Origin of the sequence: Brachybacterium fresconis (assembly GCF_017876515.1) — a bacterium.
GTDB classification, from domain to species: Bacteria; Actinomycetota; Actinomycetes; order Actinomycetales; family Dermabacteraceae; genus Brachybacterium; species Brachybacterium fresconis.
Genome location: NZ_JAGIOC010000001.1, coordinates 448,275 through 471,676, shown reverse-complemented (window position 1 = coordinate 471,676; position 23,402 = coordinate 448,275). Strand labels below are relative to the sequence as shown.

Sequence of the window (23,402 nt, the reverse complement as noted above, 5' to 3'; positions counted from 1 at the left end):
CGACGACTCGCTTCGTCGGCGACGACCACCCTGGACGTGTACGTGCACTTGTGGCCGGGCACGGACGAGCCCTCACGATCCACCGTCCAGAAGGTGCTGGCAGATCGTGAGGACTCTATGCGTACAACGGGGGCTGTTCTTACCCGCTGACCTTCACAGGAACCTCAGATGTCGTAGTAGAGCTCGAACTCGTGGGGGTGCGGGCGGTACCGGAACGGATCGATCTCCGTGGTCCGCTTGAGCTCGATCCAGGTCTCGATCAGATCCTCGGGGAACACGTCGCCCTCGGTGAGGAAGCCGTGATCCGCCTCGAGCGCGTCCAGCGCGGCGCCGAGCGACTCGGGCAGCTGCTTGATCTGCTTGTGCTCCTCCGGCGGCAGCTCGTAGAGGTCCTTGTCGATCGGCTCCGGCGGCTCGATCCGATTGCGGATGCCGTCCAGACCGGCCATCAGCTGCGCGGCGAAGGCCAGGTACGGGTTCGCCGAGGGGTCCGGCGCACGGAACTCCACGCGCTTGGCCTTGGCCGAGGCGCCGGTGACCGGGATGCGGATCGCGGCGGAGCGGTTGCGCGCCGAGTAGACCATGTTCACGGGGGCCTCGAAACCGGGCACCAGGCGCTTGAAGGAGTTCACCGTGGGGTTGGTGAACGCCGTCAGCGAGGGGGAGTGCTCGATGATGCCGCCGATGTACCAGCGGGCGATGTCCGAGAGGCCGCCATAGCCGCGCTCGTCGAAGAACAGCGGCTCTCCGTCCTTCCACAGCGACTGGTGGGTGTGCATGCCGGAGCCGTTGTCGCCGAACAGCGGCTTGGGCATGAAGGTCGCCGTGCGACCCGCATCCCACACGGTGCTCTTGACGACGTACTTGAACTTCATGACGTCGTCCGCGGCCTGCAGCAGAGTGTTGAAGCGGTAGTTGATCTCCTGCTGGCCGGCGGTGCCGACCTCGTGGTGGGCGCGCTCCACCTCGAGGCCCGTGCTGTCCAGCACGGCGCAGATCTCGTCGCGCAGATCCGCCATCTGGTCGTTCGGCGGCACCGGGAAGTAGCCGCCCTTCAGACGCGTCTTGTACCCCTGGTTGCCGCCGAAGTCGGACTCGTCGCGATCGGTGTTCCACACCGCTTCGTCGGAGTCGATGCTGTAGAAGCCGGAGTTCACGCCGGTCTTGAAGCGCACGTCGTCGAAGATGTAGAACTCGGCCTCGGCGGCGAAGATCGCGGTATCGGCGATGCCGGTGGACTTCAGGTACTCCTCGGCCTTCGCCGCGACGGTGCGGGGGTCGCGGGAGTAGGGCTCATCCGTGAACGGATCCACGATCGAGAAGTTGATGATGAGCGTCTTGCGCTCACGGAACGGGTCGAGATAGGCCGTCTCCAGGTCCGGGACGAGCTTCATGTCGGACTCGTGGATCGCCTGGAACCCGCGGATCGAGGAGCCGTCGAAGAGCTGGCCGGTCGCGATGGCCTCCTCGTCGAAGGTGCTCGCCGGGATGTTGAAGTGCTGCATGATGCCGGGCAGGTCGCAGAAGCGGATGTCGATGAACTCGACACCCTCCTCCTCGATGTACTTCACGACCTCGCTGGGATTGTTGAACACGTCTCCTCCATCCGCACCATGGGGCGCGCCTATCTGGTTGTCCCCGAGGGGCGATCACCGTCTCGAGCGCCGGGCGGTCCGTGCCGGCCCCGGACTCGGTTGTCGTCAAGTTTAGGTGCAGAGCTCCAGGGCCCGGGGCAGCGCCCACGATTCCCAGATCCCCTCGATAAAGTCGGGGCGTGATCGATCGCAAGGACCTGGGCGCGTGGATGGACGGCGCCCCGAGCTCACCGGACTACGTCAGGGGCTCCTCGCTGGGGCTCCCCGAGAGCGGCCCCGGCTCGGTCGCGCCCTTCTGGCGACGCCCCCTGTCGCTGCTGGTGGACTGGGGGCTGTCCATGGCCGTCTCCGCCCTGGTGTTCCAGGGCGACGCGCTGGCGAACCTGGTCCTCTTCGTTGCGGTGAACCTGCTGTTCCTGAGCCTTTTCGGGGCGACGCCCGGGCAGTTCGTGCTGCGGGTGCGGGTGCTGCCCGTGCGCGGCCGCACGCCGATGATCCTGCGTGCTCTGGTGCGCACGGGCGCGATGCTCCTGCTGCTGCCGGCGCTGGTGTGGACCAAGGATGCCCAGCCCCTGCACGACGTCGTCGCCGGCACCGCCGCCGTCCGGGTCTGACCCGTCGGCCTGCCGCGCAGGCGGGCCTTCGGTCGCCGCCCCGCACCCCGATCACGATGCTGCGGGAGCGTCGGTACGCCCTCGCCAATTAGCGCTGACCGGCGACGATGCATCATGTCACGATAAGGTCACGGAGGTTACGGAACGGTCACGGCACCATCGTGCAGGGTGCAGAGGCTCGCAGGGACGCTCGGCGCGCCGACCGGTTCCACCGATGCGCCCCGCTCCCGAGTCGGATCAGTGGAACGGACGCCGCACGCCCCTCGTGTCGGCGCCGGTCGCACCGTCGTCGACGCAGCTCGACTCCGGCCCCACGCACCAGAGAACCCCCACCGGCCCGAGGGGCGGAGGGGGTCCTGAGACGGGGGCCCGAGAGGGGCTGCGGCTCAGCGGCCGCGCATCGCCTTGCGGTTGGGGCGCGCGTTCATCGGGTCCACGCCCTTGGGCACGGACTGCCGGATCGAGCGGTGCAGGGCGACCAGGCGCTTGCTGACCTGTGCCGACTCGTCCTTGGTGAGAGTCTTCTTCATACGGGTCATGTGGTTGGGCAGCTTGTGCAGCGGGACCTCCCCGTCGCCGTCCCCGACGACGATCTGGTGGACCGGCACGTTGTCGTGCTGGAGGACGCGGCGGATGTTGCGCCGCTCCTTCTCCAGCAGCTTCATGGAGATCGAGGAGGAGTCCTCGGCGACGATCGCGATGCCGGCGCGGCCGGAGGCGCGGAAGAGCATCTTCTGGCTGCGCGGATCGATCTGCACGGGCTCGTCGGCCACGTCCCAGCCGCGGCGGATCGACTGCATGGCGGCCAGGGCCGCGCCGGACTGTCCCTTGATCCGGCTGAAGGCGGCGCGCTCGGCCTTGCGCGCCAGGATCAGCATCGCGATGAGGATGCCGACGGCCAGCCCCATGAAGATGCCGTACCAGGGGCTGTTCAGCACCAGCCAGCTCACCAGGATGCCGACGATGATCGCGGCGACCAGCGCGCCGATCATCCACGGCAGCGTGGTGCGGTCGACCTCCTGGGTGTACTTGAAGACGTCGATCATCTGCTTGAAGCGACCCGGCTTCTTGGTGCCGTCCTTCTTCTTCGTGCCGTCCTTCGCAGTGCCCTTGGTGGGCTTGCTCTCGCTCTTGCGGGCCATGTGGGGTGGGGTCCTCTCGGGGTCGTGCGGGCGTCAGCTCGCGACGGCCTGATTCGCGCGGGCGACGACGCTCGCGGCTTCCTGACGGGCGGGCTGGTCCTGATCCAGGTGGCGGAGGTTGTCGGGGATCTCGCGGCCGAGCTTCCTCATCACCTGCGCCCAGAGCTTGCCGGCGCGGTAGGAGGAGCGGACCATCGGCCCCGCCATCGTCGCGAGGAAGCCCATCTCCTCCGCGGCCTGGGAGAGATCGACGAACTCCTCGGGCTTGACCCAGCGGTCGATCGGGTGATGACGCTTCGAGGGACGCATGTACTGCGTGATCGTGATGATGTCGCAGCCGGCGTCCCTCAGCTGCTGCAGCGACTCGAGGATCTCGTCGGTGGTCTCGCCCATGCCCAGGATCAGGTTGGACTTGGTGATCATGCCGGCGTCCTTGCCCATCGAGATCACGTCCAGCGAGCGCTCGTAGCGGAACGCGGGCCGGATCTGCTTGAAGATCCGCGGGACGGTCTCGAGGTTGTGGGCGAACACCTCGGGCCGAGCCTCGAACACCTGCTGGAGATGCTCGCCCCGGCCCTTGATGTCGTCGATCAGCAGCTCGACCCCGGTGCCGGGGTTCGTGGCGTGGATCTGCTCGCAGGTGCGGGCGAACAGGCCGGCCGCACCGTCGGGCAGATCATCGCGCGCCACGCCCGTGATGGTGGAGTAGCGCAGGCCCATCTCTTTGACCGACTGTGCGACCTTGAAGGGCTCCATGGGGTCCAGCGCCATGGGCTTGCCGGTGGCGATGGCGCAGAAGTCGCAGCGCCGGGTGCAGGTGTCGCCGCCGATGAGGAAGGTCGCCTCGCGATCCTCCCAGCACTCGAAGATGTTCGGGCAGCCGGCTTCCTCGCAGACGGTGTGGAGGCCCTGGCTGTGCACGCGCTTCTTCATCGCGCTGTACTCGGGCCCCATCACGGCGCGGGTCTTGATCCATTCCGGCTTGCGCTCGATCGGCACCTCGGCGTTGCGTGCCTCGACGCGCAGCATGCGCCGGCCTTCGGGAGCGATGGTCACCCTGATGCCTCCTACGTTCGACGTTCCGGGCAGTCTATCGAGCCGGGGCTCCTCCGGGCGTCTCAGGCCACCGCAGAGGTGCGGTGCGCCACCAGGTCGGTCATCGCCTCGGCGGCGACATCGATCACATCGGCCACGGCGATGCGCCGCCCCGCCTCCTGGGTGAGGCTGGTCACGCCGGCATCGTCGATCCCGCAGGGGATCACGTTGTGCGCCCAGGAGAGGTCGTTGGCGCAGTTCAGGGCGAAGCCGTGCATGGTGGCGCGCTTCGAGACCCGCATCCCGATCGCGCACACCTTGCGGGCCTCCTCGTCCTCCGGCGCCACCCAGACGCCGCTGCGACCCTGGACCGGGACGGTCGCCACGCCCAGCGCGGAGCACACGTCGATCAGGGTGTGCTCGAGGTCCCGGACGAAGCCGACGACGTCGATGGGGATGGGGAGCTTGACGATCGGATAGCCGACGAGCTGCTGCGGGCCGTGCCAGGTGATCTTGCCGCCCCGATCGATGTCGACCACCTCGGCGCCGTCGCGCGGTCGCTCCTCGTCCGTGGTCAGCTTGCCGGCGGTGTAGACGGCGCGGTGCTCGAGCAGCAGCAGCGAATCGGGGCGGGTCCCGGCCACCACCTCGGCGTGGATCTCCCGCTGCAGCGCCCAGGCCGCGCGGTAGTCGACGGGCCCCGGAGGCAGACCGAACTCCTCGTGCCGGTCACCCCCGGGCACCGGTTCGCTGAAGCCGAGACGGATCACATCGAGCATCTGGCCAGGTTACTCCCGCTCTCACCTGGACGTTGTGGATGATCACAATGGGGAGGGCCGACGGTGGGGTTCACTGCTGCCATGGAGGACTTCGACGAGACGCGATCCGTGCGGGAATTCTCGCCCCCGGGCGAGGGACCCTCCCTGTCCGGTGGCCCGCACATCCCGCGGGGACCGGAGGAGGACCGGGCCGACGAGAACATCGAGGAGCGGCTCGAGGAAGGGGACGGGCGCGGGGTGCGCGTGCGCGCTCCGACGGTCGACGGGCAGGGGGCCGTCCGCGCCCAGATGCAGCTGCTGGCCTCCCTCGAGGTCGCCGGACTCACCGCGGCGCCGACCGTACTGAGCATCGAGGACGAGGGGTATGTGCGCGAAACGGCCCGACCTCTCGCGTCCCGCACGGGCAGGCGGGTCGCCGGGACCGCATCACCGGCGACGGCCGAGCGGGCGGCGCTGGGACGCGCCCGCGATGATCTCGACGCCCTCGTGGATGCTCTGCACGAGCGCTCCTGGCTGCTCGGCGCCCGTCCGGGAGGTGGCCTGGGGATGCGCCCGGACGGCAGCGTGATCCTGCTCGATCTGGGCGGGCTGCGCCCCGGGGAGGGCCTCGCGGATCGTCGGGCGGACCGGCGCTGGGTGGACTCCGTCCTCCACGACGAGCAGCGCACCCTGCGCCGCCGCGTCCATCAAGGTGCCACGGCGGAGGCGGGGCCGCCACCAGCTCCCGCCGACCGAGCTGCGCCGTCGGCACCGGCAGGACCAGCAGCAGCACCCCGGGAACCGCTCGCTGCGGGCGAGCAGGTCGACGACGGTGTGGACGACGACCGTCCGACAGGCAGAGCGACCACCGGTTCGGCAGCAGGAGTCCTGCGCACGCTCGGGCAGGTGATCTCCCAGCGCGGGCTGCGCCGGACCTTCGCCCTGACCGCCGCGGCCGTGCTGGCCGTCGGGGCGCTGCTGGGCACAGGCAGCTGGCTGCTGCTGGCCTCCGGCGACGAGGACCAGCCGGCGCCGCGGGCCGCTGAATCCGCCGCCGTCGGGTCCGCTGCTCCTGCACCCGCGCCGGAGATCACCGACCCCTGGGCACTGGCCGCCGAGCTCGCCGGCTCCCGCCACGCCTACGTCACCGGGCTCAGCGCGGACCCCGCCGCTGCGCCAGGGAGCCGCGCACTGGCCGCCGATCAGCAGGTGCGGCAGGCCTACCAGGGCATGGGTGTCACGGGCGGGGGAGCGGTGATCCATGAGGCGCGCCTGCTCGAGAGCCCGGGGGAGAACGCCCGCGCGGTCCTGGAGGTGACTTCCTCGACCGAGGCGTACGAGGTCGAGAGACCCGACGGCGTCGTGCGCACGGTCGCGGCGAGCGAACCGGTCATCCTCGAGCTGACGCTGCGCTGGGACGGGGCGCAGTGGCTCGTCGTCACCGCGCGCACCGTCGGGCCCGCGACCGCTCCGTGAGCGAGCCGGTGACCCGATCGCGCCCACGACGCGGTCCGGGCGGCGACCAGATCGATCCCGGGACGACGGAAGGGCCGGCACCGAACGCATCGGTGCCGGCCCTTCCGGGTCAGGTCGGAGGCGAGAGGTCACCGCACGGCGACCCCTGCACCCATGGGCTCACAGGCCCGCAGGCTCACAGGCCCAGTTCCGCCTCGAACGCGCCCTCCTCGAGCCGCTTCTTCATGAAGCTGAGGAAGCGGGCCGCATCGCCGCCGTCGACGAGACGGTGGTCGTAGGAGAGGAACAGGTACATCATCGAGCGGACCGCGATGGAGTCATCGCCCTCGGCGTTCTGCACGACCGCGGGACGCTTGACGATGGTGCCGCAGCCGAGGATGCCGACCTGGGGATTCGGCACGATCGGGGTGTCCCAGAGGGCACCGCCGGACCCGGTGTTGGTGATCGTGAACGTCGCTCCCTGGAGATCGTCCGGGGTGAGCTTGTTGTTCTTCGCCCGCGCCCCGAGGTCGCCGATCTGGCGGGCCAGGCCCGCCAGGTTCAGGTCACCCGAGTTCTTGATCACCGGCACGACCAGACCGCGATCGGTGTCCGCGGCCATGCCGATGTTCTCGGAGGCGGCGTACTTGATCAGGTCCTCGTCGATCGAGGCATTGACCTTCGGGTAGGTCTTCAGGGCCTCGATCGCCGCCTGCATGATGAACGGCAGGAAGGTGAGCTTGGCGCCCTCGCGCTGGGCGAAGGCGTCCTTGGCCTTCCCGCGCAGTTTCGCGACCCGGGTCATGTCGACCTCGACCGCGGTGGTCAGCTGCGCCTGCCCGTGCAGGGACTCCATCATCCGCTTGGCCGTGACCTTGCGGACGCGGCTCATCTTCTCCTCGGTGCCGCGCAGCGGGGAGACCTCGACCTGCGCCGGTGCCGCGGCAGCGGCCGGAGCGGCGGAGGCGGCGGGAGCGGAGGCCGCCGACTTCTGGGCGTCGATCGCCTGCTGCACGTCCTGCTTGCGGATGCGCCCGCCCAGGCCGGTGCCGGAGACCGTGGCCAGGTCGACCCCGGCCTCGGTCGCCATCTTCCGCACCAGCGGCGTGACGTACCCGGAGGACTCGGCACCGCTGACGGAATCCGCTGCCTTGGGGGCCGGGGCGGCGGCGGGAGCGGAGGGCTCCTGCGTCTTCTGCTCCGGGGCCTTCGGGGCGGCGGGCTTCTCCTCGGCCTTCGGGGCCTCCTTCTCGGCGGGCTCCTCCGCGGCCTTCGGCGCCTCCTTCTCGGCGGGCTCCTCCTCGGCCTTCGGGGCCGGGGCAGCGGGCTTCTCGTCCGCTGCCGGGGCGCCGGAGGAATCGCCGACGATGGCCAGCACGGAGCCGACCTCGGCGTCCTCGTCCTCCTCGACCCTGATCTCCAGCACGGTGCCGGCGACGGGCGAGGGGATCTCGGTGTCGACCTTGTCGGTGGAGACCTCGAGCAGCGGCTCGTCGACCTCGACCGACTCACCGACAGCCTTCAGCCAGCGGGTGACAGTGCCCTCGGTGACGGACTCACCGAGCGCCGGCATGGTGACCTCTTCGCCGGAGGCCGCGCCGGACCCTCCGCCGGAGGACTGCGCCGACTGCTCGGACTCCTTCTCGGGGGCCTCCTCGGCGGAGGGGGCGGACGCCTCCGCCGCCGGAGCCTCCTCAGCCGGCGCTTCCTCAGCCGGCGCTTCCTCAGCCGGAGCTTCCTCGGCATCGGCCCCGGAGTCGTCGGACCCGGCGCCCTCGGAGCCGGAGCCGTCGCCGATGACGACGAGATCGGCGCCGACATCGGCGTCCTCGTCCTCCTCGACCAGGATCTTCTCGATGGTGCCCGCGACGGGCGAGGGGATCTCGGTGTCGACCTTGTCGGTGGAGACCTCGAGCAGCGGCTCGTCGACCTCGACGGTGTCGCCGACGGCCTTCAGCCAGCGGGTGACGGTGCCCTCGGTGACGGATTCACCGAGAGCAGGCATCTTCACGGATTCAGACATGGGGTTCATTCCTCCTGGAGGGGCTCAGGCGTGGGCGTGCAGCGGCTTGCCGGCGAGGGCGAGAGCCGCCTCGCCCACCGCCTCGTGCTGCGAGGGATGGCCGTGGATGAGGGAGGCGACGTCCTCGGGGTATGCCTCCCAGTTGACGATGAGCTGGGCCTCGCCCATCAGCTCGGAGATCCGCGAGCCGATCATGTGCACGCCGACGATGGCGCCGTCCTTCTCACGGACCAGCTTGATGAAGCCGGTGGTGCCGAGGATCTGGGACTTGCCGTTGCCGCCGAGGTTGTACTCGTAGGACTCCACGGCGTCCTCGCCCAGCTGCTCCTTGGCCTGCTTCTCCGACAGACCCACGGAACCGACCTGCGGCTCGCAGTAGGTGATCCGCGGGATCCCGGATTCGACGATCGGTGCCGGGTTCTGACCGCCGATGCGCTCGGCCACGAAGATGCCCTGCTGGAACCCGCGATGGGCGAGCTGCAGGCCGGGGACGATGTCTCCGACGGCGTAGATGCCGGGGACGTTGGTCTCCAGGGTCTCCTTGTTCGCCAGCACGAAGCCGCGATCCATCTCGATGCCCTGCTCCTCGTAGCCGAGATCGGCCGTGACCGGTCCGCGACCCACGGCGACCAGCAGGTAGTCGCCCTCGAAGACGGTGCCGTCGGTGAGCGTGACCGTGACCCCGTTCTCGTCCTGCTCGGCCTTCTCGGTGAAGGTGCCGAGGGAGAACGTGATGCCGCGCTTCTTGTAGGCGCGCTCGAGCGCCTTTGCGATCGACTCGTCCTCGTTGGCGACCAGGTGGGGCAGGCCCTCGACGATGGTCACGGACTCGGCCCCGAGGGACTTCCACACGGAGGCGAACTCGACGCCGATGACGCCGCCGCCCAGGATGATCGGGTTCTTCGGCATCTCGGGCAGCTGCAGCGCCGCCTCGGAGTCCAGGATGCGGCCGCCGAGGTCGATGCCCGGGAGGGTCTTCGAGAAGGATCCGGTGGCGAGGATGATGCTCTCGGCGGTCAGCTCGCGGGTGCCGCCCTCGCCTTCCACGGTGACGGTCTTGGGGCCGGTGAGCCGGCCGAAGCCCTCGACGTACTCGACCTTGCGCGACTTCACCAGGCCCTGGAGGCCCTTGTGCAGGCGGCCGACGATCTTGTCCTTGAAGCCCAGCACCTTGTCGACGTCGACGGCGTTGAGCGTGAGATCGAGGCCGACTTCGGAGGCCTCGGAGGGGGCGTCGGCGAGCTCGCCGACGTGCAGCAGGGCCTTCGTCGGGACACAGCCGCGGTGCAGGCAGGTGCCCCCGAGCTGGTCCTTCTCCACGAGGGCGATCTTCTGGCCGAGCTGGGCTCCGCGCAGCGCGGCCGCATAGCCGCCGCTGCCACCGCCCAGGATCACGACGTCGAACTGGTCAGTGGTTGTATCCGCCACCTGTGTGCTCCTCGGTGTGTACGTTCTTGTGCGGCACGAGCCGGCTCGGATGCCGACGGCGCCGCCTGCGTGTCCCATGCTAGGCCACCAGGCGGCGCCATCTCGCCCGCACAGCGGGTTGTTCAGCGATGTTCAGCGGCGAGGATCACGTGTCGGACGCCGCCGCGCGGTCGGCGAGCACCTCCAGCACGGTGCGCACGCTCATGCCGGTGGCTCCCTTGCCCATGTATCCCACCGGCGTCGACGCGAAGCCGGGACCGGCGATGTCCAGGTGGGCCCACTCCGTCTCGCCGACGAACTCCTGGAGGAAGATGCCGGCCGAGAGCGCCCCGCCGGGGCGGTCGCCGATGTTGCTCAGATCCGCCACCCGACCGGTCAGGTCGGCGCGCAGCTCGGCGGGGAAGGGCAGAGGCCAGAAGGGCTCGCCGGAGCGCTCCGACGCCTCCATGACCGCGTCCCGCCCCTGCTGAGTGCCCAGGACACCCCCGGTGCGCTTGCCGAGGGCGACCACGGCGGCACCGGTCAGGGTGGCCACGTCCATCACCAGATCGGGGCCCTCGGCGACGGCGTCGACGAGGGCGTCAGCCATCACCATGCGGCCCTCGGCGTCGGTGTTGAGCACCTCGACGGTCTTCCCGTTGCGCATGGTGACGACGTCGCCGGGGCGCTGAGCCCCGCCGCCGGGCATGTTCTCGGCCAGCGCGAGGTAGGTGGTGATCTTCACGTCCAGGCCCAGCTTCGCGGCGCCGACGGTGGCCCCGAGCACGGTGGCCGCGCCGGTCATGTCCGAGGTCATGTCGTCCATACCGGGGGCCGGCTTGAGCGAGATGCCGCCGGTGTCGAAGGTGATGCCCTTGCCCACCAGCGCCACGGAGCTGCGGGCGCCGGCGGGGGAGTATTCGATGCGGACCAGGCGCGGCGGACGCGTGGACCCCTGGCCGACGCCGACGATGCCGCCGTAGCCGCCGTCGGCGAGCTGCTTCTCGTCCAGGACGGTCACGGTCAGCGGCAGGTCGGCCACGAGCTGCTCGGCCCGACGGGCGAACTCTGCGGGGTACAGCAGGTTCGGCGGAGTGTTGACCAGGTCGCGGGTGAGGGCGACGATCTCGGAGAGCACGCCGGCGCGCTCGACCGCCGCGGTGTCCGCGCCGTCCGTGCCCAGCAGGGCCAGGGAGCTCAGGGCGGGCTTCGGGGCGGAGCCTCCGGTGCCCGTCTTGTGGGCGATGAACGCGTAGGCGCCCAGGGCGGCGCCCTCGAGCGCCGCGGCGCGCTGCTCGGCGGTGCCCCCGGGCACGGCGATCACGGCGGAGTCGACGCCGGCCAGGGACCGGGTGGCGGCGCCGAAGGCGAGACGGAGGTCCTCGGCGCCGGCGGCGGAGAGATCCTCCTCACCGATGCCGACCAGCAGCAGGGACTTCGCACCGGTCAGCCCGGAGGAGGGGATGCGGTGGAGGTCGCCGCGGCCGGCGGAGGCCTCCAGATGCGTGATGGCCTCGGAGATCTCCGGGGAACCGGGCACCGTGGAGGGGGCGTCATCGCCTCCGACCAGCAGCGGCAGGATCAGGACGTCGGCGTCGACGTCGGACAGAGCGGTATCAACTACTGAAACAATGGGCATGGTTCCATCGTAGGGGCGGCGTCCGCGCCCCGTGACCCCGTGCCCTCCGGATCCCGAACAGAACAGGCAGGTCGATGCTGACTCTGAGCATCCTGGTGGCGATCGTCTGCCTCCTGACGGCCCTGCTGGGGATCTACTACGCGGCGCGGGACCTCAATGCCGATCTCGTCCTGCTCGGTGCCTGCGCGCTGGCCGCCCTGATGTGGGTGATCCTCGGGGTCGCCCTGGGCCTGCGGGACCTCGGCGGCGGGCATCCCGGCGATCCGATCACCCTGTACGGCTACCTGCTCACGGGCATCCTGATGACCGTCGGCGGCGGCTGGGTCGGGCTCTGGGAGCGCAGCCGCTTCGGGAGCCTCGTGATCGCGGTGGTCGCCCTCGTGTCCCTGGTGCTGCTGATGCGCCTTGCCCAGATCTGGCCGGGAGGCTTCGCATGACCGCGACCGCACAGCGCACACGCGGATTCGAGGCGGTGCTGATCATCGTCTACGGGATCTTCGCGCTGTCGGCCACCGCCCGCAGCCTGGTGCAGATCCTGCGGGACCTCTCCGCCGCCCCCGTGGCGTACGTGCTCTCCCTGCTGGCGGCGCTGACCTACATCGCGGTGACGGTGGTGCTGGTGCGCCGCGGCCGCCGCTCGCCGCTGGCCCTCGCGCTGTGCACGATCGAGCTGGTCGGCGTGCTGGTGGTGGGGATGCTCAGCGTGTTCGACTCCGCGCTGTTCGCCGACGATTCCGTGTGGTCCGGATTCGGACGAGGCTACGGCTACGTGCCGCTGCTGCTTCCGATCGTGGCTCTCGCCTACATCCTCATCGGACGGCGCCGGGGCCCGACGACCCCGGACGAGCCCCGCTGACCGCGTACGGTGATGACGTGACCACGAACGACACCGCTCGACGCGGCCCGTACGCCCTGCTGTTCCGGCACGTCCTCAGCCGGCTCGACGCCGAGCAGGCGCACCGGTTGACCGTCGGCTGCCTGCGCTGGGCGCATGCGCTGCCCGGGGGCCCGCGCCTGTTGCGAGCCGCCTTCGCCACCCCGGACCCCATGCACGATCGACGCCCGACGCGCGCAGTGCTCGGCGGCGAGCATCGCAGCCCCCTGGGTCTCGCGGCCGGCTTCGACAAGGACGGCGAGGTGCCGCTGGCCCTGCTCGACCTCGGCTTCGGCCACGTCGAGGTGGGCACCGTGACCGCCAAGCCGCAGCCCGGCAACCCCCGACCGCGCTCCTTCCGACTGATCCCGGACCGGTCGCTGATCAACCGCATGGGCTTCAACAACCACGGCGCCCAGGCCCTGGCGAAGTCCCTCGCCGCGGCGCGGCGCACGGAGCGCGGCCAGCGCGCCGTGATCGGGGTGAACATCGGCAAGTCCAAGGTGACGGCCCTCGAGGACGCCGCCGAGGACTATCGCTTCTCCGCCCGCCTGCTCGCGCCGTACGCCACCTACCTCGCCCTGAACGTCTCCAGCCCCAACACCCCGGGCCTGCGGGACCTGCAGAGCGTCGACATGCTCCGCCCGATCCTGGAAGCGGTCATGGACGAGGTGGGACAGGCCCGCCGGCGGCTCCGTCGTGAGCTGCCGGTGCTGGTCAAGATCGCCCCCGACCTCCACGACGACGACATCCGCGCCGTCGCCGGCCTGGTCGCCGAGGTGGGGCTGTCCGGGGTGATCGCCACCAACACCACCATCGCGCGGCCCGACTCGCTGACCACGGCGCGCTCCCGCCTGGAGACCATCGGCGCCGGTGGTCTGTCGGGCCCGGTGCTCGCCGAGCGCTCGCTGGAGGTGCTGCGGCTGCTGCGCCGCGACCTGCCGGCCGGCGCCGCGATCATCAGCTGCGGCGGGGTCACCACGGCGCAGGATGTGCGCGAGCGCCTCGCGGCCGGGGCGGATCTCGTCCAGGGGTACACCGCGATGATCTTCGAGGGTCCCTCGTGGCCGGGACGGCTGGCCCGCGAGGTGGGTCCCTTCCGGTGAGGCCCTTCCCATGAGGACCGCGCGCCGGTCCGTCCCCGCTCCGGCTTAGGCTGAGGGGATGGAGGAGGACCTGTTCTCGCTCGGCGGCGATGCGCCCGCCCCGCGCACCCTGTCCGATCGCAACGTCGATCACCGTGCGCCGCTGGCGGTGCGGATGCGCCCGCGCAGCCTGGAGGAGATCGTCGGCCAGCAGGCGGCCCTCGAGCCCGGCAGCCCGCTGCGCCGCCTGGTGGCCGCCGACGATTCCCGCACGGCGCCCAGCTCGGTGATCCTGTGGGGGCCGCCCGGCACCGGCAAGACGACCCTCGCCTATGTGGTGGCACAATCCGGTGACCGCGAGTTCGTGGAGGTCTCCGCGGTGCTCGCCGGGGTCAAGGACATCCGCGAGGTCGTCGACCAGGCTCGCTCCCGGCTCCGCACCGTCGGCCGCGAGACCGTGCTGTTCGTCGACGAGGTCCACCGCTTCTCGAAGTCCCAGCAGGACGCCCTGCTTCCCAGCGTCGAGAACCGCTGGGTGACCCTGATCGCGGCGACCACCGAGAACCCGTACTTCTCGGTGATCTCCCCGCTGCTGTCCCGCTCGATCGTGCTCACCCTGGAATCGCTGGAACGCGCCGACCTCGACGCCCTGGTGGACCGGGCGCTGGCCGATCCGCGCGGACTGGACGAGTCCGTCACCCTCACCGATGACGCGCGCGAAGCCCTGCTGCGCCTCGGCGGGGGAGACGCCCGCAAGATCCTCACCTCGCTGGAGGCCGCGGCGGCGGCCGCGCTGCTGAAGGAGACGCCCGAGATCGACGCGGCGACGCTCGCGCAGGCCGTGAATCGCGCCGCCCTGCGCTACGACCGCGGCGGTGACCAGCACTACGACGTCACCAGCGCCTTCATCAAGTCGATGCGCGGCAGCGACGTCGACGCCTCTCTGCACTACCTGGCACGCATGATCGAGTCGGGGGAGGACCCGCGATTCATCGCCCGGCGCGTGGTGATCGCGGCGGGCGAGGAGGTGGGCATGGCGGATCCCGGTGCGCTGCAGGTCGCGGTCGCCGCGATGCAGGCGGTCCAGATGCTCGGCATGCCGGAGGGTCGCATCCCGCTCGCCCAGGCGGTGGTGCACATCGCGTCCGCCCCGAAGTCCAACGCCTCCTATCGGGCGCTGGACGCCGCGATCGCCGACGTCCGCGAGGGCAAGGGCGGCCCGGTGCCCGCCCACCTGCGCGATGCCCACTACGCCGGAGCGAAGAAGCTCGGCCACGGCACCGAGTACCGCTACGCCCATGACGCCCCGCACGGCGTGGTCGCCCAGCAGTACGCCCCCGACGAGCTCGTCGGCGTGGACTACTACCGGCCCACCACGCACGGCAACGAGGATCGGATCAGCCGCCGCCTCGAGACGCTGCGCCAGATCCTGCGCTCCGAGGGCGACGCCTGAGGCCGGATGTGGGGGACTCCACAGGAAGATCGGCCCGACCAGCACCGAAGAGCGTTGAGCGAGGGCGGGCCCTGCGGTAGGGTGGGTCGCTGAATCCGCGGCTGCACGACTGGATTCACCACACGCGAACAAGAGGTATACCTCGTGACCAACGTCACCCGTGCGCGCCGTCAGGCGCGACTGTCCCGAGCCCTCGGGCTCCCGCTGACCCCGAAGTCGATCAAGTACTTCGAGAAGCGCCCGTACCCCCCGGGTGAGCACGGCCGCGCCCGCCGTCGGACCGAGTCCGACTACGCGGTGCGCCTGAAGGAGAAGCAGCGTCTGCGCGCTCAGTACGGCCTGCGCGAGAAGCAGATGCACGGCGCCTACCTGGACGCCAAGAAGGAGCCGGGTCTGACCGGCGAGAGCATGGTCGAGCTGCTCGAGATGCGCCTGGACGCCCTCGTGCTGCGTTCCGGCTTCGCCCGCACCACCCTGCAGGCCCGCCAGGCCGTCGGGCACCGCCACGTGCTGGTCGACGGCAAGGTCGTGGACCGTCCGTCCTACCGCGTGACGCCGGGCCAGACCATCCAGATCAAGCCCAAGAGCCAGGCCATGGAGCCCTTCCAGGTCGCCGCCGAGGGTGGCAACTCGGACGTCTTCGCCTCGACCCCGTCGTACCTGTCGGTCGAGCTCGACGAGCTCAAGGCCCAGCTCGTCGCGCGCCCCAAGCGCGCCGAGGTCCCCGTGACCTGCGACGTCCAGATGGTCGTCGAGTACTACGCGCGCTGACCTCTTCTCACCGCGGCGAAGGCCCCGGCGGGTGTACTCCGGTACCCTGACCGGGGCCTTCGTGTCCGCACTGCCCCTGCGGCGCCGCTGAGCGCCCGCCTCCGGTGTCCCAGGAAGGACCTTCCCAGACCATGCGCACCTCAGAGATCCATCGTCGCTGGCTCGATTTCTTCGCGAAGAAGCAGCATGAGGTCGTCCCCAGCGCCTCCCTGGTGTCGAACGATCCGTCGATCCTCTTCACGATCGCCGGCATGGTCCCCTTCATCCCCTACATCGTGGGCACGGAGAAGGCTCCCTGGGCGCGAGCGGTCAGCGTGCAGAAGTGCATCCGCACCAATGACATCGAGAACGTCGGGCGCACCACGCGCCACGGCACGTTCTTCCAGATGGCCGGGAACTTCTCCTTCGGCGACTACTTCAAGCGCGGTGCGATCGACTTCTCCTGGGAGCTGCTGACCACCTCGCAGGACGAGGGCGGCTTCGGCTTCGACCCCGAGTCCCTCTGGTTCACCCTGTGGGAGCAGGACGAGGAGTCCTACCAGCACGTCACCGAGGTGATCGGCCTCGACCCCTCCCGGGTCGTGCAGCTGCCGTGGGAGGAGAGCTGCTGGGACACCGGTCAGCCGGGCCCGGCGGGCTCGACGGGTGAGTGGCATGTCGATCGCGGTCCCGAGTACGGACCCGACGCCCCGAGCGGCCGCGTGCCCGAATGGCCCGGCAGCCCGGATGCCGAGGACCGCTACATCGAGATCTGGAACCTGGTGTTCGACCAGTTCCTGCGCGGGGAGGGGAAGGGCAAGGACTACCCGCTGCTGGGGGAGCTCGACCAGAAGTCGATCGACACCGGCCTCGGGGTGGAGCGCGTGGCCTACCTGCTCCAGGGCAAGGCGAACATGTACGAGATCGACCAGGTCTTCCCGGTGATCGAGAAGGCCCAGGAGCTCTCCGGCCGCATCTACGGTGCCGACGCGGAGGACGACGTGCGCCTGCGCATCGTCGGGGACCACGTGCGCAGCGCGCTGATGCTGGTGTCCGACGGGGTCCGACCCGGCAACGAGGGCCGCGGCTACGTGCTGCGGCGCCTGATCCGTCGCGCGGTGCGTTCGATGCGCCTGCTCGGCTACACGGAGCCGGCGATGCCCGCGCTGCTGCCTGTCTCGAAGACGGCGATGGTCGAGTCCTACCCGCAGCTGGAGGCGGACTTCCCGCGCATCGACGACATCGTCACCTCCGAGGAGGAGGCGTTCCGCCGCACCCTCGAGTCCGGCACGGCCATCTTCGACCAGCTGGTGGGCGATGTGCGCGCCGGCGGCGGTCGCTCGCTGCCCGGCGATGACGCCTTCCGCCTGCACGACACCTACGGCTTCCCCATCGACCTCACCGTCGAGATGGCCGCCGAGGCGGGCCTCGCGGTCGACGAGGACGCCTTCCGCAGCGCGATGTCCGAGCAGCGCGAGCGCGCCCGGGCCGATGCGGCCGCCAAGAAGACCGGTCACACCGACACCGCGATCTACAACCGCCTGCTCGGCCAGCGCGGCGAGGACGTGCCGTTCCTCGGGTACACCGAGTCGAGCGTCGCCACCACGGTCGAGTCCGTGCTGGTCGACGGCGCGCTGGTGAACTCGGCGGACGCCCCGGCCGACGTCGAGCTGGTGCTGGCGGCGACCCCGTTCTACGCCGAGGCGGGCGGCCAGCTCGCCGACCAGGGTCGCGTCGCCGTCGCCGGCGGCGGCATCGTCGAGATCGACGACGTCCAGAAGCCGGTGCGCGGGCTGATCGTGCACCGAGGACGTCTGGTCGAGGGCTCCGTCGCCCAGGGCACCGAGGCGGTCGCCACGATCGACCAGGCCCGTCGCGGTGCCATCGCCCGGGCGCACACCGCGACCCACATGGTCCACCAGTCCCTGCGCGAGGAGCTCGGCGAGGGCGCGACGCAGGCCGGTTCCGAGAACTCCCCGGGCCGCATGCGCTTCGACTTCCGCTACGGGCAGGGTGTCCCGCGCAGCGCGCTCGAGCAGATCGAGGGCCGGGTGAACACCCTGCTCCAGGACGAGCTGGCCGTGACCGACCAGCAGATGCCGATCGACGAGGCCCGCGCGCTCGGCGCCCAGGCGCTGTTCGGCGAGAAGTACGGCGACATCGTTCGGGTGGTCTCCATCGGCGGCGACTGGTCCCGCGAGCTGTGCGGCGGCACGCACGTCGACAGCACCGGCGCCATCGGCAGCGTCCAGCTGATGGGGGAGTCCTCCATCGGCAGCGGCGTGCGGCGCGTGGACGCCCTGGTGGGGCTGTCCGCCTACCGCTTCCAGGCCAAGGAGCACGCGCTGGTCTCCCAGCTGTCCGAGATGCTGAAGGTCGGCTCGAGCGAGGACCTGCCGGAACGGGTCGCCTCGATGACCCAGCGTATGAAGGACATGGAGAAGCAGCTGGCCGCGCTGCGCGGCCAGCAGCTGCAGGCCGAGGCGGGCAAGCTCGCCGAGCAGACGGTCGACGTCTCCGGCATCCGCCTGCTCGCCCATGATGCGGGGGAGGGGATCGCCGCCGGTGATCTGCGCACCCTCGCCCTGGATCTGCGCACCCGTCTCGGCGAGGACGCGCCCGTCGTGCTCGCGCTGACCGGGCACGAGGGCGGCCGGGCCGCCCTGGTCGTGGCCACCAACGCCGGCGCCCGGGACCAGGGCCTGGCAGCCGGGTCCCTGCTGCGCACCGGCGCCGAGGCGATGGGCGGGCGCGGCGGCGGCAAGCCCGACCTGGCGCAGGGGGGCGGCGGCGAGCCCGCACGCATCCCCGAGGCCCTGTCCGCGGTGCGCGGCGCGCTCGAGGAGGCCGTCCGGGCATGAGCGGAGCCGACGGCACCCAGGACGCCGCCGGCCTGCCGCGCGGGGTCCGGCTCGGCGTCGACGTCGGAGATGTCCGCGTGGGGCTCGCCCGCAGCGACCTCGACGGGATGATCGCCACCCCGGTCGAGACCCTCGAGCGGGAGACCGCGACGCGCCGTGTCCTCGCCGAGGCGATCGAGGCGGAGGCGCGTGCCATCATGGTGGGGCTCCCGCGCTCCCTGAACGGGTCCGAGGGCGCGGCGGCCGCCAAGGCGCGGGACTTCTGCGCCGAGCTCGCCGCGATGCTGGTCCGGGCCGGCGAGGACATCGAGGTCCGACTGCTCGACGAGCGGTTGACCACCGTGTCCGCGCATCGCGCCCTGCATTCCTCGGGCCGCAAGGGACGCAGGCACCGGCAGGTCGTCGACCAGGTCGCCGCCGTCATGATCCTCCAGCAGGCGCTGGACATCGAGCGGGCGACCGGGGCGCGCGCCGGGGAGCCGGTCGATCCCGCCCCCGGGCCGACCGTCGCGAACGATGAGGAGAGCGCCGGATGAGCGACGACGATGAACTGTCCTTCGACGAACTGGCGGACGACCAGTCCGCGGGTTCCTCGAAGCACCGCGGTCGTCGTCGAGCGCCCCGCAGGCGCAACGGCCTCCTGCGCACCATGCTCCCCTTCGTGCTGGTCGTCGCCGTGGTCCTCGGACTCGGCTACGGCGGGTTCCAGGGGTACCGCTGGCTGACCTCCAACGTCAGCGTCGAGCAGGAGGCCACGGACTACCCGGGCCCCGGCACGGGAGAGGCCACCGTGGAGGTCGCCTCGGGCGATACCGGGACCGAGATCGCGTCCACCCTGGTCGACGAGGGCGTCATCAAGTCGACCGGGCCGTTCGTGACCGTCTTCGCCAGCACGCCGGACGCCTCCGGCATCGAGCCCGGCGTGTACCGGCTGCAGAAGAAGATGGCCTCCGCCGACGCGCTCGAGGCCCTGATGGACCCCTCGAACCTCGCCGGTCACCGGGTGATCATCCCCGAGGGACTTCGCCTGACCCAGATCTGGCCGCTGCTGTCCGAGGCCAGCGGGATCCCCGTCGAGGACTTCGAGGAGGCGGCGAAGGACTACACGTCCTACGGCATCCCGAAGAACTCCGCGAAGAGCCTCGAGGGCTATCTCTGGCCCGGTCGCTACGACATCCCCGAAGGGGCCACCGCCGAGGAGGTCATCCAGATGATGTGGGACCGGATGGAGAAGCAGCTGACCGACCGGGGCATCCCCGAGGACCAGTGGCACCAGACGCTCACCATCGCGTCCCTGGCCGAGCTGGAGGTCCGCGAGAGCGAGGACTACGGCAAGGTCATCCGCACCATCCACAACCGGCTCGAGGGGGCCGGGGCGGCCGACGGCACCCCGATGCCGCTGCAGTTCGACTCGACGATCCACTACATCACCGGCAAGGAGGCCAGCGTCGGGACCACCGACGAGGAGCGGCACACGAAGAGCCCGTACAACACCTACCTCAACACGGGACTGCCGCCGGGCCCGATCGCCTCTCCGGGCGGTGCCACCCTGGACGCGACCCTCGACCCGCCGAAGGGAGGCTGGCTCTACTTCGTCACCGTCAACACCGATACCGGCGAGACGAAGTTCGCCTCCACCTGGGCGGAGCACGAGCAGAACGTCGCGGAATGGCAGGCTTGGGCGCAGGAGAAGGGCTGAGCATGCCCGTGCACCCGGTCCTGTCCCCGGACCGATTCGCGGTCGTCGGCTCGCCCGTGGCCCACTCGCTCTCGCCCGTGCTGCATCGCACCGCCTATGCCGAGCTCGGCATCGAGCATGCGAGCTACGACCGCTACGACGTGCCCGCCGGCGAGCTCGCCGCCTTCCTGACGACGGGGCCGGGGCGCGACCTGGCGGGGCTGAGCGTGACCATGCCCGGCAAGCCGGAGGCCTTCGCCCTGGCCGCCGAGACGGATACGACGTCCCGGGACCTGGGGATCGCCAACACCCTGATCCGTCGGTCCGACGGCCGCTGGCGCGCCGAGAACCACGACGTCCACGGGATCGTGGCCGCCCTGGCCGATCACGGCACCCGCGCCGCCACCACCGGCGCCGTCCTCGGCTCCGGAGCGACCGCCACCAGCGCCGTCGCCGCCCTGGTCGAGCTCGGAGCCGAGCAGATCCTGCTCTCGGCCCGCAGCCCCCACAAGCTCGTGGCACTGGAGGAGCTCGCGATCCGAGCCGGGGTGCGCACCTCCCGGGTGCCCTGGGACTCCAGCCACGAGCTGCTGGCGGCCGACGTCCTGATCAGCGCACTGGCCGTGGACGGCGCCGACGCGGTGGCCGAGGTCTGGGTGCGGGGAGCGGACCGGACGGTCCCCACCCAGTTCCTGGACGTGCTCTACGACCCGTGGCCGGCCCCGCTGGCCGCCGTCATCGCCGACCGCGGCGGCAACGTCGCCGACGGGCTCGAGATGCTCGCCCACCAGGCCGGCCAGCAGATCCGCTCGATGCTGTCCGTCCCCTCCGCCCCGGTTCCCCGGATGCTCGCGGCCGCCCGGGCCGAGCTCGCTCGCCGCGCCGGGTGATCCTGGACCGTTCCACCACCCGGATCCCTTGTCCGGTTCGGTAAAGGGGTAGTAAAGTGACGCCAGTCGGCGAGCCCCGCCGACGGCGGACGACCGAGCACGAGGAAGTGACTCATGGACCTGGATCGAGGGCCCCAGGAGGGCACCGCCGATCGGCCACCCTCGGACCCCGAGGCTCCCGCCCAGCCGCGTGCGACGATTCCCGTCCTCGGCTCCGCCGACACGACCGCTCTGCTGCGCCGCTGCACCGCGCTGGCCGCCCGGGCGCGCGTCGACCTGCTCAGCGCCGGGCGGCGCTCCGCCGCCGAGGAGCTCGAGGAGGTCCTGGACGTGCTGGGGTCCTGGGACGGGTCCGAGATCGTCGATCCGGACCCGACGATGGTCGTGCTCGCCGCCGCCGCGCTGCAGGATCTCCTCGAGCGCCTGCCCGCATCTGCCCGCCCCGCCCTCGGCGACCGGGCAGAGGTCGCCCTGCGGGTGCTGCACGCGCTGATGGTGTCCGGCCGCATCGACGCCATGGCGTGATTGTCTTCACGTCCCTGCTGGCAGAGGCCTTTTCTGTTCTCGGTGCGTTCCCCGTGCGTGCTATATTTCTTCCGTTGCTGCGGCGACCACCTGTCCGGGTGGCGGAATTGGTAGACGCGCTAGCTTGAGGTGCTAGTGCCCGTGTTAGGGCGTGGGGGTTCAAGTCCCCCCTCGGACACGACATCACCCCTCCTGATCGATGATTCATCGGCAGGAGGGGTTTCTGCGTCCCCGGGCCGCGGCGAGGGGCGATCACCGCGCAGGGGAGAGTCCGGGGGCGTGGGAAGATGATGGTCATGGTCCACGTCTTCCTCCATGAACCAGCGATCGCCGGCAACACGGGCAACGCGATCCGGCTGGCGGCCGTGACCGGTGCTCGCCTCCACCTCGTCGAGCCCCTCGGCTTCGACCTCGAGGACGCGAAGCTGCGCCGCGCGGGCCTGGATTACCACGACCTCGCCGACGTGCGCATCCATCCCGATCTCGACCAGGCCTTCGCCGCGGTCCCCGATGCCCGGGTCCTCGCCTTCACCGCGCACACCGATAAGCGCTTCGACCAGGTCGAGTACACCCCGCAGGACGTTCTGCTGTTCGGCACCGAGCCGAGCGGGCTGCCCGAGCAGGTCCTCGCCCATCCCCGCATCACGTCGCGGGTGCGGATCCCCATGCTCCCGGCGCGCCGCTCGCTGAACCTCGCCAATGCCGTCTCGATCGCGGTCTACGAGGCCTGGCGCCAGCAGGGATACGACGGGGCCGGGGCATGAGCGGCCCCCGACCCCCGGCGCGCCCCGCCCTGCCGCGCCGGCTCCAGCGCCGCAACGCGCTCTTCCAGCAGTGGCAGGCCCTGCTGACCAACCGCACCAAGCGCACCCGCAGCGGCGAGATGCTCATCCAAGGGGTCCGACCCATCACGCAGGCCATCGCGCACGACGTGGAGATCCGCGCTGTGCTGAGCGACGGGCGCGAGCGCTCCTCGCGGTGGGCGGCCGAGCTGCTGGACGACCCTCCGGCACCGGTCGTGGAGCTCCCCGGCGAACTGATGGCGGAGCTGGGGGAGCGGGACGACGGCGCCCCGGAGCTGCTGGCTCTGGCCGCCGTCCCCGCCGACGACCTCGCCCGGCTGTCCCCGTCGCCGCCCGGGATCGTGGTGGTCTTCGACCGGCCCGCGGGCCCGGGCAACATCGGCTCGCTGGCCCGGACCGTCGACGCCCTCGGCGGGGACGGCCTCGTGGTCACCGGGCACGGCGCGGACCCCTGGGATCCCGCGGCGATCCGGGCGAGCACCGGTTCGATCTTCGCCGTCCCCGTCCTGCGCGCCCCCTCCCATCAGGAGGTCATGGACTGGATCGCCCGGCGCCGCGAGACGGGGGAGCCGTGGACCGTCCTCGGCCTGGACGAAGCCGGCGGCTTCGAACTGGCCGATGCGGATCTCACCGGTCCCGTGGTGCTCGTGGTCGGCAACGAGACCACCGGGATGAGCTCCCGCTGGCAGGAGGCGTGCGACCGTGTCGCGGAGATCCCGATGGGCGGCAGCGCCTCCTCGCTGAACGCCTCGGTGGCCGGCTCGATCGCCCTGTACGAAGCACGCCGCCAGCGAGGCCGCGTCCGCGGCTGATCC

At 71.0% G+C, this 23,402-nt stretch carries 21 protein-coding genes and 1 tRNA gene; 15 read left to right on the top strand and 7 right to left on the bottom strand.

Annotated features, from left to right (window positions below; translation table 11 throughout):
• Positions 1-164 precede the first annotated feature (164 nt).
• Positions 165-1,595 carry a type I glutamate--ammonia ligase gene (glnA, locus tag JOF44_RS02130; protein WP_209886779.1) on the bottom strand — a complete coding sequence of 477 codons (1,431 nt, stop codon included), beginning with the start codon at positions 1,593-1,595 and terminating at the stop codon, positions 165-167.
• A 179-nt stretch (positions 1,596-1,774) separates the two neighbouring features.
• Between glnA and JOF44_RS02125 the strand changes: the two genes are divergently transcribed.
• Entirely contained in the window at positions 1,775-2,209 is a 435-nt protein-coding gene (locus tag JOF44_RS02125) for an RDD family protein (protein ID WP_209886776.1), read from the top strand.
• A gap of 386 nt (positions 2,210-2,595) precedes the next feature.
• Here the strand turns inward: JOF44_RS02125 and JOF44_RS02120 are convergent, their stop codons facing one another.
• The 3 genes from JOF44_RS02120 to lipB all read right to left on the bottom strand — a co-directional run bounded on the left by JOF44_RS02120 (position 2,596) and on the right by lipB (position 5,165).
• On the bottom strand, positions 2,596-3,351 hold the full coding sequence (locus JOF44_RS02120; RefSeq protein ID WP_209886772.1) for a DUF4191 domain-containing protein: 756 nt from the start codon (positions 3,349-3,351) through the stop codon (positions 2,596-2,598).
• 33 nt (positions 3,352-3,384) lie between these two features.
• A complete protein-coding gene (lipA, locus tag JOF44_RS02115) occupies positions 3,385-4,407 on the bottom strand; it encodes a lipoyl synthase (protein WP_209886770.1) in 1,023 nt (340 codons plus the stop codon).
• 62 nt (positions 4,408-4,469) lie between these two features.
• Positions 4,470-5,165, bottom strand: coding sequence for a lipoyl(octanoyl) transferase LipB (lipB, locus tag JOF44_RS02110; RefSeq protein ID WP_209886767.1), 696 nt, complete (start codon positions 5,163-5,165; stop codon positions 4,470-4,472).
• An 81-nt stretch (positions 5,166-5,246) separates the two neighbouring features.
• Here lipB and JOF44_RS02105 point away from each other — a divergent pair, with 81 nt between their 5' ends.
• On the top strand, positions 5,247-6,620 hold the full coding sequence (locus JOF44_RS02105) for a hypothetical protein (protein ID WP_209886764.1): 1,374 nt from the start codon (positions 5,247-5,249) through the stop codon (positions 6,618-6,620).
• A gap of 175 nt (positions 6,621-6,795) precedes the next feature.
• Here JOF44_RS02105 and sucB read toward each other — a convergent pair whose 3' ends face one another.
• The 3 genes from sucB to JOF44_RS02090 all read right to left on the bottom strand — a co-directional run bounded on the left by sucB (position 6,796) and on the right by JOF44_RS02090 (position 11,668).
• On the bottom strand, positions 6,796-8,622 hold the full coding sequence (sucB, locus tag JOF44_RS02100) for a 2-oxoglutarate dehydrogenase, E2 component, dihydrolipoamide succinyltransferase (RefSeq protein ID WP_209886761.1): 1,827 nt from the start codon (positions 8,620-8,622) through the stop codon (positions 6,796-6,798).
• Between the two features lie 24 nt (positions 8,623-8,646).
• Positions 8,647-10,050 carry a dihydrolipoyl dehydrogenase gene (gene lpdA / locus JOF44_RS02095; RefSeq protein WP_209886758.1) on the bottom strand — a complete coding sequence of 468 codons (1,404 nt, stop codon included), beginning with the start codon at positions 10,048-10,050 and terminating at the stop codon, positions 8,647-8,649.
• 145 nt (positions 10,051-10,195) lie between these two features.
• Positions 10,196-11,668: a leucyl aminopeptidase gene (locus tag JOF44_RS02090; protein ID WP_209886755.1), complete on the bottom strand. Its 1,473-nt coding sequence runs from the start codon at positions 11,666-11,668 to the stop codon at positions 10,196-10,198.
• A 74-nt stretch (positions 11,669-11,742) separates the two neighbouring features.
• Here JOF44_RS02090 and JOF44_RS02085 point away from each other — a divergent pair, with 74 nt between their 5' ends.
• The 13 genes from JOF44_RS02085 (at position 11,743) to JOF44_RS02025 (ending at position 23,399) form a co-directional block, all read left to right on the top strand.
• On the top strand, positions 11,743-12,105 hold the full coding sequence (locus JOF44_RS02085) for a hypothetical protein (RefSeq protein WP_209886752.1): 363 nt from the start codon (positions 11,743-11,745) through the stop codon (positions 12,103-12,105).
• Complete coding sequence (locus JOF44_RS02080) at positions 12,102-12,524, top strand: hypothetical protein (RefSeq protein ID WP_209886749.1); 423 nt, start codon at positions 12,102-12,104, stop codon at positions 12,522-12,524. Before JOF44_RS02085 ends, JOF44_RS02080 begins: the two co-directional genes overlap by 4 nt.
• A 17-nt stretch (positions 12,525-12,541) precedes the next feature.
• The gene (locus JOF44_RS02075; RefSeq protein WP_209886746.1) at positions 12,542-13,648 is read left to right on the top strand and encodes a quinone-dependent dihydroorotate dehydrogenase; all 1,107 of its coding nucleotides are present in this window, start codon (positions 12,542-12,544) and stop codon (positions 13,646-13,648) included.
• Between the two features lie 58 nt (positions 13,649-13,706).
• Complete coding sequence (locus JOF44_RS02070; protein WP_209886743.1) at positions 13,707-15,080, top strand: replication-associated recombination protein A; 1,374 nt, start codon at positions 13,707-13,709, stop codon at positions 15,078-15,080.
• Positions 15,081-15,224: 144 nt separating this feature from the next.
• Positions 15,225-15,851 (top strand): 30S ribosomal protein S4, encoded by a 627-nt coding sequence (gene rpsD / locus JOF44_RS02065; RefSeq protein WP_209886740.1) that lies wholly within the window; start codon positions 15,225-15,227, stop codon positions 15,849-15,851.
• A gap of 131 nt (positions 15,852-15,982) precedes the next feature.
• A complete protein-coding gene (alaS, locus tag JOF44_RS02060; RefSeq protein WP_209886737.1) occupies positions 15,983-18,691 on the top strand; it encodes an alanine--tRNA ligase in 2,709 nt (902 codons plus the stop codon).
• The gene (ruvX, locus tag JOF44_RS02055) at positions 18,688-19,227 is read left to right on the top strand and encodes a Holliday junction resolvase RuvX (protein WP_209886734.1); all 540 of its coding nucleotides are present in this window, start codon (positions 18,688-18,690) and stop codon (positions 19,225-19,227) included. Before alaS ends, ruvX begins: the two co-directional genes overlap by 4 nt.
• Positions 19,224-20,390: an endolytic transglycosylase MltG gene (mltG, locus tag JOF44_RS02050; RefSeq protein ID WP_209886731.1), complete on the top strand. Its 1,167-nt coding sequence runs from the start codon at positions 19,224-19,226 to the stop codon at positions 20,388-20,390. The genes ruvX and mltG overlap by 4 nt, the downstream gene beginning before the upstream one ends.
• A 2-nt stretch (positions 20,391-20,392) precedes the next feature.
• Positions 20,393-21,259, top strand: a complete 867-nt coding sequence (locus tag JOF44_RS02045; protein WP_209886729.1) for a shikimate dehydrogenase — start codon at positions 20,393-20,395, stop codon at positions 21,257-21,259.
• Positions 21,260-21,373: 114 nt separating this feature from the next.
• Complete coding sequence (locus tag JOF44_RS02040) at positions 21,374-21,784, top strand: hypothetical protein (protein ID WP_209886725.1); 411 nt, start codon at positions 21,374-21,376, stop codon at positions 21,782-21,784.
• A 92-nt stretch (positions 21,785-21,876) separates the two neighbouring features.
• Positions 21,877-21,962: transfer RNA gene (locus JOF44_RS02035), tRNA-Leu, on the top strand.
• A gap of 118 nt (positions 21,963-22,080) precedes the next feature.
• Positions 22,081-22,548, top strand: a complete 468-nt coding sequence (locus JOF44_RS02030; protein ID WP_209886721.1) for a tRNA (cytidine(34)-2'-O)-methyltransferase — start codon at positions 22,081-22,083, stop codon at positions 22,546-22,548.
• The gene (locus tag JOF44_RS02025; protein WP_209886718.1) at positions 22,545-23,399 is read left to right on the top strand and encodes a TrmH family RNA methyltransferase; all 855 of its coding nucleotides are present in this window, start codon (positions 22,545-22,547) and stop codon (positions 23,397-23,399) included. The genes JOF44_RS02030 and JOF44_RS02025 overlap by 4 nt, the downstream gene beginning before the upstream one ends.
• Positions 23,400-23,402 lie beyond the last annotated feature (3 nt).